The following is an 11,690-nucleotide window of genomic DNA, read 5'->3' on the forward strand; positions in this document are numbered from 1 at the left end:
CTTCCCCGAACCCGTCGTCGGACTTGTCGGGAGCAGGTCTCAAGGGGGAGGCGCCACCACTCTGGGAGGAGTTGGCGGTACCGGTAAGCAAACCCCACGATCATGCACCCCAAGGCCGCCCTTTATTTTCCGGCCCTTGGTCGGATTTGTTTGCTTTCAGGCCCAATGGGCCGATCTGGGGAGATTTGCACATGAGTTCTCGTCGTACCCGCCAGGCGTCCGTCCTGCGTCACTCCGCGCTTGCCCTCGCGCTGGCCATCGGCATGGGCGGCACCGGCGCCGTCCTCGCCCAGGCCACCACGGGCTCGATCTTCGGCCAGGCCACGCCTGGCGCCACCATCCAGGTGGCTGGCTCCAACGGCGTCAGCCGTGAGGTTCCGGTCGGCCAGGATGGCCGTTACCGCATCGGTAACCTGCCGCTGGGCAGCTACACCGTCAACATCGTGCAGAACGGCTCGGTGGTCGACACGCGCAAGAACGTGAGCCTCACCGTGGGCCAGGGCTCCGAAGTCTCGTTCGGCGGCGTCGCCACGGCCACCAATGCGCAGGCCCTTGACCAGGTCACGGTCACGGCCAACTCGCTGCCGCCCATCGACGTCTCGTCGGCTGACTCGCGCACCGTTGTCACCTCGGAACAGCTGGCGCGCCTGCCGCTCGGCCGCAACGCCGAAGCCATCGCGCTGCTCGCCCCGGGTGCCGTCACCGGCAACGGCGCCTTTGGCCGCACCGTGTCCTTCGGCGGCGCGGGCGTCACCGAGAACGCGTACTACATCAACGGTTTCAACACGTCCGATCCGCTGCGTAACCTCGGCGGCGTCAGCTTGCCGTACGGCGCCATCGACCAGCAGGAAGTCTTCACGGGCGGCTACAGCGCCATGTACGGCCGCTCCGATGGTGGTGTTATCTCGCAGGTCGGCAAGCGTGGCACCAACGAGTGGCACTTCGGTGCGCAGATGCTGTGGGAGCCGAAGTTCGCCCGCGCCTCGCGCGGCAACCAGTACTTCCCCAGCGGCGACCTGCCGGCTGGCTACTCGTACAGCAATACCGACCTCCCGGGCACGCTCTACCGTAGCCGCGAAGGCGACACGCAGTGGACCCGCACCGTTAGCGGCTACGCCGGCGGCCCGCTGATCAAGGACAAGCTGTACATGTTCGTGGCGGCCGAGACGGAGAAGTCCGAGGGCACGTCGACCAACACCGTCACGACGGTGCCGGCGACCAACCACTACGAGTACAACCTGCCGAAGTACTACGCCAAGCTGGATTGGAACATCAACGACAGCAACATCCTCGAACTGACCGGCATCCGCTCGGTCGACGAGGAAAGCGGCAAGCTGTACGACTATGACTACGACACCCGTACGCACGGTGGCTTCAACGGTTCCTTTGCGGACACCACGAAGATCGCCAGCAAGTACGCCATCGCGAAGTACACCAGCTACATCACCGATGACCTGACGTTCTCGGCCACGTACGGCAGGAGCCGCACCGACGACATCCTGCGCAACCCGGGCAACGGCGGCGATGCTTACATCTCCGGCCGCACCAACCAGGATCCGCTGATCGTCGGCGACGACTTCCGCGCCGGCAACACGGTGACCACGCAGCAGAACGCGCCGGACGCCAACAGCAAGACCCACGGCCTGCGCGCCGACCTCGAATGGCAGGTGGGCGACCACCGCCTCACCGGCGGCATGGACAACATGAAGTTCAGCGGCCACAACGAAGGCGCCGCCACCACGGGCCCGGGTTACCTCTGGATCTACAGCCACGCCACGGGTGACGCGATCACCACGCCGATCTCGACGAATCTGGGCGTTGGCGCACCGGGTGGCCGCGGCTACTACGTGCAGAAGTACATCTTCCAGACCACCACCAGCATGTCGGTGGACCAGAAGGCTTACTTCATCGAAGACAAGTGGCAGGTCAACGACAAGCTGTTCATCAGCCTGGGTGTCCGCAACGACCGCTTCAAGAACTTCAACAACGCCGGTTCCAGCTACGTCAACTCGGGCAACCAGTGGGCGCCGCGCCTGAACACCGCGTGGGACGTCTTCGGCGATTCCAGCTTCAAGGTCTTCGGCAGCCTCGGCCGCTACTACCTCGCGCTGCCGAACAGCGTGGCCATCCGTGGCGCGTCGTCGTCGACCTTCACCCGCGAATACTTCACCTACACCGGCATCACCGAGAACGGCACCCCGACGGGCCTCGCCGCGCTCGGCCCGGGCCCGGTGTCCAGCAACGGTGAGTACGGCCAGATCAACGACGCCAAGTCGGTCACCGCGCGCGACCTCGATTCGCAGTACCAGGACGAGGCCATCCTCGGCTTCGACAAGACCCTGGGCTCCGACTGGGTCACCGGCGCCAAGTTCACGGTGCGCCGCCTGCAGGCTGCCATCGATGACGTGTGCGATCCGGGCAAGGTCGGCGACAAGCTGGCGTCGCAGGGTATCGACCCCGATTCCGTCGATGTCCCGGGCTGCGTCATCTTCAACCCCGGCAAGAGCAACACGTTCAGCTTCGCCAACGTGGACGGCAACGGCCGCACCGAAGTGAAGATGAGCCGCGAAGACTGGGGCTTCAGCCAGGGTGCCAAGCGTAAGTACTACGCTATGGACCTCTATCTCGAGCATCCGTTCGATGGCAAGTGGTTTGCCCACGTCGACTACACCTTCTCGAAGAGCTACGGCAACACGGAAGGTCAGGTCAAGTCGGATATCGGCCAGAACGACGTGTCGAAGACCCAGGATTGGGACGCCGCCGAACTCATGGTCCACAGCAACGGCCTGCTGGCCAACGACCGCAAGCACCAGTTCAAGGCTTACGGTTACTACCAGCTGACCCCGGAGTGGATGTTCTCGGGTAGCATCCGCCTCACCTCGGGTGCGCCGAAGTCCTGCCTTGGCTACTTCGGCCCGGGTGAAGACGATCCGATCGATTACGGCTCCTCGTACCACTCGTGCGCCGGTTCGCTGTACGCCCCGGGCGACCAGCGCCAGCCGTGGGTCAAGCAGCTCGACCTCGCCGTCGAGTACCGTCCCGCCTTCGCTGACCACAAGCTCGCCTTCGGCGTGCAGGTGTTCAACGTCACCAACGAGCAGAAGCCGCTGTCGACCGACGCGACGTACGAAGACGACCGCTTCACCGTGTCGAACACGTACAACGCGGGTATCTACTTCCAGACTCCGCGCTACGCTCGCCTAACGGCCACCTACGACTTCTAATCGTCGAAGGTTGCTTGAGAAACAAAAAACGCCGCCCCTCGGGGCGGCGTTTTTTTTATGCCGAATCAGTCATTTAAACTTTTTGGCGGCATACCCGGGCAATCTGCGACGCGGCGCACGAATCCGGTCGCCAGTTTCTACGCCCGCTTGACTTTTCCACGGCCGTTTTTGCCGGTATGCTCCATGGTTCCCCCCGGAAGTCCTTGCGGGCCATGCGCTTGCGTATCTTCCGCGACCCCGACCACTTTCCGTTTCACATGAGGCTCGACCATGCGCAGGATTCTCTTGTCGCTCGCATCCGTATCCGCCCTGGCCCTTGCCGGCTGTGGTGGTGGTTCGGACAACAACGGCCAGCAGGCCGCCGCTGGTGGCGAGAACGCCGCTCCCGCCAACAACGTCACGGGTACCGTCACCCTGCGTGATGCCGGCGCCCAGCTCTCGCCGGATGCCAAGCTCGAGCTGAAGCTGCTCGACGTCACGGCCGAGGGTGCCCAGCCGCTCGCCACCAAGTCGTTCGCGCCGGTCACGCTGCCGCAGCAGTTCCAGCTCGACTTCAACCAGTCGGACGTGAACCCGAACGACATGTACATCGTCGAGGCCTCGCTGCAGGACGGCGACCGCCACTACACCGCGCCGCTCAAGGCGCCGGTGCTGACCAAGGGCGCCAAGAACGTCGCCAACATCCAGCTCGTGGGTGAAGCCACCCCGGGCGAGAAGGAGCTGGCCGGCTACGAAAGCGTCAAGAAGAACATTGGCGGCATGAAGATGACCCAGGGCACCGCGCTGAAGGAAGGTGAATCGCGCGGCTGGCAGATCTTCAAGAAGGGCAACGATGTCCAGTTCATCATCGAGCTGGTCGATTACGGCGACAAGGGCTTTACCTCCACGAACTACGCCTACAAGAATGGCAAGCCGTGGGTCATCGTGCAGGAGAAGAAGCCGAGCAAGGATGGCAAGCCCACCTCCACGCAGCGCGCGGGCTGGAACGATGCCGGCGAGCTGGTGCTGAAGCAGAACCAGGCGGGCAGCAAGGTCGAAGACCTGAGCGACGCCGACGCCAACAACCTGAAGAGCCAGGCCGAAGCCATGTACTCGAAGGCTGGCGGCAAGAAGTAAGCCTCGCCCTGCCAAGTAGTGCAAAAAAAACGCCGGCGAAAGCCGGCGTTTTTTTATTTGCGGTAGCTGGCCCTTTAGAAGGCCATCTTCAGCCCGAGGTTCAGGCTGTTGAGGCGCTGCGTATCGTCGCTGAAACGGCCGCTGTAGCTGGCCCAGCCGCTCCAGCGCTGGCTGAAGTCGGCGGAGACGCCCACGTCGGCCGTGGCCCAGGTCTTGTCCGGCGTGAAGCCCTGCAGTTGGAACTTGCCGCTCATGTTGGTGAGGCCGGCGGTGACGTAGCGGTCTTCCGCGCGGCCATCGTGGTTGTAGGCCACTTCGACGAACGGGTGCACCGTGGTGCTGCCCGCCGCCCATGCGCCCTGCAGGCGCCAGCCGAGGGTCTCGATGCGCGCGTTGCGGATCTGCTTGCCGAAGGTCATCGAGGTGCTGGTGTTGTTGCGCTCGTCGTAGCCGAACACGCGCAGCTGCTCGAATTCCACCGTGGCGAACGGGCCGGTCTTCAGCGTATCGCTACCGAACCAGAAGCCGCCGGTGAGGCCGCCGCCGACATGCGAGCCATCGGTCTTGCCGGTTTCGGTGCGCTGCGCGGTGCCGAGGTCGATGTGGCGGTCGATATCGGTGAAGCTCAGCTGGCCGAAGGTGGCGAACGCACCGACGTAGCCACCACCCTGGTGGTAGAAGGCATAGCCGGTGCCGGCGATGTCCTGCATCTTGTAGCCGCCACCGCCCTTGAAGTCGGCGTTGGCCTGGGTGAGGCCAAGGGCCACGCCGGCGCTGAAGTTGTCGTTGATGCGTGCATCGGCACCCACGGTGAGCGTGACGTTATCGCTGTCGGTCTTCGGCGAGTTGTCGGTGTCCTTGTACTTCAGCTGGCCGTAGTCGACCGACGCGAACACACGCGATTCCGCGCCGAAGTTGTCGGCGAGCATTTCGTTACGCAGCGCGCGCTGGTGCGCAGCATCGGAGGCGAGGCCCGCTTCGCCGAGCAACGAGATCTGCCGCGGCGCCTCGATGACCGAGATGGCGTACTGGCCGAGCAGGGCGTGGGCCGCGGTGGTGGGGTGGATGCCGTCGGCGAACAGCCAGGTCTGCGCGGCGTTGGGGTCGCGCAGCGTGGCGGGCGAACAGGTGATGGAGCTGGCCGTGGTGCAGGCCGGGACCTTGACGTTGGTGAAGCCATACGCGCCCGGGTTGGCGATGACTTCGTTGAGCAGCGTGTAGGTGTCGATGGGCACGATGCCCTTGTTCGACGAGGCCAGGCCGCCGGAAAGGATGCCGTTGTAGAGCTGGGCCAGCTGGGTGACGCCAGCGGCGGCCGCGGCGCCTTGCGACTGGGCGGCCGGGGTCTTGCCGATGTCGGGCAGGTTGAAGACGACGATGGTCTTGGCGCCGGCGGCCTGCAGGGCCTTGATCTGGCCCACTTCGTTCTGCGCGGCGGTGCCGACCACCACCTGGGCCGTGGCCGGGTTGGCGGTGGCGGCGAGGATATCGTTGGCGCCGATCCACATGGTGTACAGCGTGTTCGGGTTGGCCTTGCCGCCGTTCGCGGTGAGGTACTGCTGGATCTGCGCCGAGGTGGCCGGCACCGGGTTGGCGATGGCGGCGCGCGCGCCACCGAAGGCGTAATCCGTGCCGCCCTGGAGCGACGGGGTGAGCTCGAGGTTGAAGTACTTCGCGATGTTCTCGACCGCGACGGTGCCCGGGTTGGTGGTGAAGCGGGTGACGACGGGCGAACCGGAAAGGAGGGCGACGTTGCCGTTATCGCTCAGGCTGTCGCCGAACGATACGACCTGCTGGAACCCGTCGGCGTGCGCCCCGGCACTGAACAGAAGGGCGGCACCGATGGCGCCGGCAAGAGAGCGGATACGCATTTTTTAATCACTCCGTGTGTGGGGCGTTAGAGAAACGTTACGGTAGCCGAAGCCATACGGCGGCGCATGCTGCGCCGCCGCAGTCAATCCATGTAGGAGCCCACCCCGTGGGCGATGCCCCGTGGCGGTAGCGCATGTGGATGCCCTGTGGGAGCCAGCTTGCTGGCGATGGGGCCTGCGGCAAGCACATCGCCAGCAAGCTGGCTCCCACAGGAGCTTCTTCAGGGCTGCTACCGGTGTGGTGGGGTCAGCGCTTGAGAGCCTTCGTAAGCGCGTCGGCGAACGCGCTGTTCGCCGGTGCCGGGGCGGCCTTCGGCGCCTGCGGCTGCGGGCGGCCGCCACCGCCCTGGCCGCCGCGGCGATTGCCGCCGCCAGGGGCGTCGTCGCGCGCGCCACCCGGGCGGCCGGTACGGGCTTCGCCCGGCACGTCGTCGAGGCGCATGGTGAGGGCGATGCGCTTGCGCGGCAGGTCCACCTCCATCACCTTCACCTTGACGATGTCGCCGGCTTTCACGGCGTCGCGCGGATCCTTGACGAACGTGTGCGACAGCGCCGAGACGTGGACCAGGCCGTCCTGGTGCACGCCGATGTCGACAAACGCGCCGAAGGCCGCCACGTTGGTGACGCGGCCTTCGAGCACCATGCCCACCTTCAGGTCCTTCAGGTCTTCCACGCCCTCGGCGAAGCTCGGCGCGACGAACTCGGGGCGCGGGTCGCGGCCCGGCTTCTCCAGTTCCTTGAGGATGTCGCGCACGGTAGGCACGCCGAACTGCTCGTCGGTGAACGCCTCGGCCTTCAGGCCGCGCAGGAACGATGTATCGCCGATGACGGCCTTCACCTCGCGACCGCACTGCTTGAGGATGCGCTCAACCACGGGATAGGCCTCGGGGTGCACCGAGCTGGCATCGAGCGGGTTGGTGCCGCCGCTGATGCGCAGGAAGCCGGCACACTGCTCGAATGCCTTGTCGCCGAGGCGGGGCACCTTGAGCAGATCCTTGCGGCTGCCGAACGGGCCGTTGGCGTCGCGGTGCTTCACCACGTTCTCGGCCACGCTGGACGACAGGCCGGCCACGCGGGCCAGCAGCGGTGCCGAGGCGGTGTTCACGTCCACGCCCACGGCGTTCACGCAATCCTCGACGCGTGCATCGAGCGCGCGGGCCAGCTTCACCTGGTTCACGTCGTGCTGGTACTGGCCCACGCCGATGGCCTTGGGCTCGATCTTCACCAGCTCGGCGAGGGGATCCTGCAGGCGGCGCGCGATGGAGACGGCGCCACGGATGGAGACGTCGAGCTCGGGGAATTCCTTCGAGGCGAGCTCGGAGGCCGAATAAACCGACGCGCCGGCTTCGCTCACCACCACCTTCGACAGGTTGAGGTCGGGTGCCTTGCGCATCACATCGCCCACCAGCTTGTCGGTCTCGCGCGAGGCGGTGCCGTTGCCGATGGCGATGAGGTCCACGCCATGCTGCTTGCTGAGCTGCGCGATGCGGGCCATGGACTGGTCCCACTGGTTGCGCGGTTCGTGCGGGTAGATGGTGTCGTAGGCCAGCAGCTTGCCCGTGGCGTCGACGATGGCGAGCTTGCAGCCGGTGCGGATGCCCGGGTCGAGGCCCATCACGGTCTTGCTGCCGGCCGGGGCGGCCAGGAGCAGGTCCTTCAGGTTCTCGCCAAATACGCGGATGGCCTCGTCTTCCGCGCCCTCGCGCACGCGGCCGAAGAGGTCGAGCGTGAGGTGCAGGTGCAGCTTTACGCGCCAGGTGAGGCGCACCGTTTCGCGCAGCCACGCATCGGCCGGGCGGCCGCGGTCGTGGATGCCGGCGCGTGCCGCCACGCGGCCTTCGCCCTCGGCATGGCCCTGGTCGGCATCGAGCGCCGGGTTCAGGTCGATCTCCAGGACGCCCTCGTTGCGGGCGCGCATGAGCGCGAGCAGGCGGTGCGACGGGATCTTGGCCACGGCTTCGGTGTGGTCGAAGTAGTCGCGGAACTTGGCGCCTTCGTTTTCCTTGCCCGCCACGACGACGGCGCGGATCTGGCCCTTTTCCCACAGCCAGTCGCGGAGCTCGCCCACCAGGGCGGCGTCTTCGGCGATGGTTTCCATGAGGATGGCGCGGGCGCCGTCGAGGGCGGCCTTGGTGTCGGCCACGCCCTTCTCCGCATCGACAAAGCCGGCGGCGAAGGCTTCCGGCGCCAGCGAGGGGTCGTCGCGCAGGCCGGTGGCGAGCGGCTCCAGGCCGGCCTCGCGGGCGATCTGGGCCTTGGTGCGGCGCTTGGGCTTGTACGGCAGGTAGAGGTCCTCGAGGCGCGCCTTGGTGTCGGCGCTGAGGATGTCGGCCTTCAGGGCGTCGGTCATCTTGCCCTGCTCGTTGATGCTCTCGACGATGGCCGCGCGGCGGTCCTCCAGCTCGCGCAGGTAGCGCAGGCGCTCTTCGAGCAGGCGGAGCTGGGTGTCGTCGAGGCCGCCGGTGACTTCCTTGCGGTAGCGGGCGATGAACGGCACGGTGGCGCCGCCGTCGAGGAGGTCCACCGCCGCGCGCACCTGGTCGGGCTTGGCGGCGATGTCCTGGGCGATACGTTGTTCGATGCTGAGCATGTCTTTCCTGCGCGTTGCTAGGCCGCCGATGATAGCAAGCAGGAACGCGGGGCCGGCCCCTGGCCGGGGTCAGCCGTTGGCGTCAGGCGTCGAAGGTGCTTCCCCCGCCACTGCGTGGGGTAGCGACTACACGGCTGTCGGCGCGCCCCGTCAGCACGTAGGTGCTGGCCAGCATGTCGTGGATGCCCTGCTTGCGCTGGGAGAACGCGGCGGTGACATAGAACACCATGGGCAGGAAACCGCCGATGCCCGGCACCGCGTTGGCCAGGCGGATGAGGTTGCGCCCCGCCGCGCGGCCCACCGTGAGGCGCTGGCCGGCGGTATCGGTGACCCGGATACCCACCGCCAGCTTGCCCGGCGTGGCCTGCCACTTCGAGGCCTCGAAGAACACGTAGTAGGCGAAGCCAAGCAGCAGCACCACGTAGGTGACCGGGCGCACGGCCTCGATGTAGGCCGTCATGGCCGCGGCCTGGTTGGTCTCGATGTCGCGGAACAGGGCAGTGATGGCGTGCTGGAAGCCCATGGCCATGGCGATGAACGTGGCCGGGATGGTGATGATGATGTAGTCGATCACCCAGGCCCCGAAGCGCAGCCAGAAGCCGGCGTATTCCGGTGCCACCGCATCCTCGGTGATGCCCATGAACGGCTGCTCCGCGCGCGGCGGCGGGGGCGGCGGGGTGGCCGTGCCCGGGGCGGCGCGGTCGTCGGGGAACAGCTCACCCAGCGGCCGCCAGTCGGTCATGCCTTCGTACCAGCCCAGTTCCTCGGGGCGGGTGGAGCCGTCGCGCAGCCACTGGCGCACCTCGTCGTCCGAATACGGGCCGAAGCGCTCGCCGTTGCGTCCAATCCAGACTTGCATGGGGTGTCATCCGTTTATTCGCTAACTGCCACGGATGATGCCAGATGCCCGCGCGGCCCGCCGAGGGCCGAAGGTCAGGCCGCGCGCCGCTTCAGGTGCACCAGCAGCAGCGAAATGGCGGCCGGCGTGACGCCGCTGATGCGCGATGCCTGGCCGATGGTGGCGGGCAGCGAGCGCTTCAGCTTGAGCAGCACCTCGGCGGAAAGCCCGCGTACCCGGTCGTAGTCGAAATCGCCCGGGATGGCCGTGGCCTCGTGGCGGCGCTGGCGCGCGATCTCGTCGCGCTGGCGCTCGAGGTAGCCGCTGTACTTGGCCTGCACTTCGACCTGGGTGGCCACTTCGGCGTCGTCGATCGCGGGGCCGAGCTCCGGCACGGCCATCAGCGCCGCGTAGCCCAGCTCCGGGCGGCGCAGCAGGTCGAGCGCGTGCGTCTCGCGGCTGACGGCGATGCCAAGCGAGCGTTCCACGGCCGCGCCCAGCGCGTTGGTGGGCGCGGCCCACAACCCGCGCAGGCGTGCGGTCTCCCGCTCGGTGGCCTCGCGCTTGGCTTCGAGCCGGGCGAAGCGTGCCTCGGGCACCACGCCACGCTTGAAGCCCTCGGGCGTGAGGCGCAGGTCGGCGTTGTCCTCGCGCAGGTGCAGGCGGTATTCCGCGCGCGAGGTGAACATGCGGTACGGCTCGATGGTGCCGTTGGTGGTGAGGTCGTCGATGAGGACGCCCACGTAGGCCTCGTCGCGGCGCGGGTACCACGGCGCCTCGCCACGAGTTGCCAGCGCGGCGTTCATGCCGGCGATGAGGCCCTGCGCGCCGGCCTCTTCGTAGCCGGTGGTGCCGTTGATCTGGCCGGCGAAATACAGGCCCGGGATGCCTTTGGTTTCCAGCCATGGCTGCAGGCCGCGCGGGTCGAAGTAGTCGTACTCGATGGCGTAGCCGGGGCGCGTGATGTGCGCGTTCTCGAAACCCGGGATGGAACGCACCAGCGCGTACTGCACGTCGAACGGCAGCGAGGTGGAGATGCCGTTGGGGTAGATCTCGAAGGTGTCGAGGCCCTCGGGCTCGACGAAGATCTGGTGCGAGAGCTTGTCGGCGAAGAGCACCACCTTGTCTTCGATCGACGGGCAGTAGCGTGGGCCCACGCCCTCGATCTGGCCGCTGTAAAGCGGGGAGCGATCGAGCGAGCCACGGATGAGCTCGTGCGTGGCCTCGGTGGTGTGGGTGATCCAGCAGCTGACCTGGCGCGGGTGGTCCGCGGCCGAGCCCATGAACGAGAAGTGCGGCATCGGGTTATCGCCCGGTTGCTCCTCGAGCTGGCTGAAATCGATGCTGCGGCTGTCGATGCGCGGTGGCGTACCGGTCTTCAGGCGGTCGGCCGCCACGGGCAGCTCGCGTAGCTTCGCGGCAAGCGTGGAGGCGGGCGGGTCGCCCGCGCGGCCACCGGCGTACTGCGCGGGGCCGATGTGGATTTTGCCAGCGAGGAAGGTGCCGGCGGTAAGCACGACGGCCGGTGCGTGGAAATCCAGGCCCATCTGCGTGCGCACGCCAATGACGCGGCCGTTCTCCAGCAGCAGGTCGTCCACGGCTTGCTGGAACAGCCGCAGGTTGGGCTGGGTCTCGACGATGTGGCGGATGGCGGCCTTGTACAGCGCGCGATCGGCCTGGCAGCGCGTGGCGCGCACGGCCGGGCCCTTCGAGGCGTTGAGCGTGCGCCACTGGATGCCGGCCAGGTCGGCCGCACGGCCCATGGCGCCACCGAGCGCATCGATCTCCTTCACCAGGTGGCCCTTGCCGATGCCGCCGATGGCCGGGTTGCAGCTCATCTGGCCGATCGTCTCGATGTTGTGGCTGAGCAGCAGCGTGCGCGCGCCAACGCGGGCCGCGGCAAGCGCAGCCTCGGTACCGGCGTGGCCGCCACCGACCACGATCACGTCGTAGGTTTCTTTATGCAGCATGGGAAAGGAGGGGGCGAAGGGCCAGGTTGGTTATTTTAGCGCCAGTTGGGGGCGGTGGGAGCTACATCCCCTGTGGGAGCG

6 protein-coding genes are annotated in these 11,690 nt (G+C 67.0%); 2 read left to right on the forward strand and 4 right to left on the reverse strand.

Annotated elements, in window-relative coordinates:
• Positions 1–191 precede the first annotated feature (191 nt).
• On the forward strand, positions 192–3,224 hold the full coding sequence (locus tag VI08_RS03540; RefSeq protein WP_045828170.1) for a TonB-dependent receptor: 3,033 nt from the start codon (positions 192–194) through the stop codon (positions 3,222–3,224).
• 270 nt (positions 3,225–3,494) lie between these two features.
• Positions 3,495–4,340, forward strand: coding sequence for a DUF1481 domain-containing protein (locus VI08_RS03545; RefSeq protein ID WP_045828171.1), 846 nt, complete (start codon positions 3,495–3,497; stop codon positions 4,338–4,340).
• Between the two features lie 74 nt (positions 4,341–4,414).
• Here the strand turns inward: VI08_RS03545 and VI08_RS03550 are convergent, their stop codons facing one another.
• From VI08_RS03550 to mnmG, 4 genes are all read right to left on the reverse strand, one after another.
• The gene (locus tag VI08_RS03550) at positions 4,415–6,211 is read right to left on the reverse strand and encodes an autotransporter outer membrane beta-barrel domain-containing protein (protein ID WP_045828172.1); all 1,797 of its coding nucleotides are present in this window, start codon (positions 6,209–6,211) and stop codon (positions 4,415–4,417) included.
• A 247-nt stretch (positions 6,212–6,458) separates the two neighbouring features.
• Entirely contained in the window at positions 6,459–8,801 is a 2,343-nt protein-coding gene (locus tag VI08_RS03555; protein WP_045828173.1) for a Tex family protein, read from the reverse strand.
• A gap of 82 nt (positions 8,802–8,883) precedes the next feature.
• Positions 8,884–9,660: an RDD family protein gene (locus VI08_RS03560; protein ID WP_045828174.1), complete on the reverse strand. Its 777-nt coding sequence runs from the start codon at positions 9,658–9,660 to the stop codon at positions 8,884–8,886.
• 74 nt (positions 9,661–9,734) lie between these two features.
• Complete coding sequence (gene mnmG / locus VI08_RS03565; RefSeq protein WP_045828175.1) at positions 9,735–11,609, reverse strand: tRNA uridine-5-carboxymethylaminomethyl(34) synthesis enzyme MnmG; 1,875 nt, start codon at positions 11,607–11,609, stop codon at positions 9,735–9,737.
• Positions 11,610–11,690: the final 81 nt, after the last annotated feature.

Origin of the sequence: Luteibacter yeojuensis (genome assembly GCF_000964085.1) — a bacterium.
Classification (GTDB): Bacteria; Pseudomonadota; Gammaproteobacteria; order Xanthomonadales; family Rhodanobacteraceae; genus Luteibacter; species Luteibacter yeojuensis_A.

Bases quoted from the DNA above. Each gene is read 5' to 3' on its own strand.
- VI08_RS03540 (WP_045828170.1), top strand. From the start codon at position 192: ATGAGTTCTCGTCGTACCCGCCAGGCGTCCGTCCTGCGTCACTCCGCG.
- VI08_RS03550 (WP_045828172.1), bottom strand. From the start codon at position 6,211: ATGCGTATCCGCTCTCTTGCCGGCGCCATCGGTGCCGCCCTTCTGTTC.
- VI08_RS03545 (WP_045828171.1), top strand. From the start codon at position 3,495: ATGCGCAGGATTCTCTTGTCGCTCGCATCCGTATCCGCCCTGGCCCTT.
- VI08_RS03560 (WP_045828174.1), bottom strand. From the start codon at position 9,660: ATGCAAGTCTGGATTGGACGCAACGGCGAGCGCTTCGGCCCGTATTCG.
- VI08_RS03555 (WP_045828173.1), bottom strand. From the start codon at position 8,801: ATGCTCAGCATCGAACAACGTATCGCCCAGGACATCGCCGCCAAGCCC.
- mnmG (WP_045828175.1), bottom strand. From the start codon at position 11,609: ATGCTGCATAAAGAAACCTACGACGTGATCGTGGTCGGTGGCGGCCAC.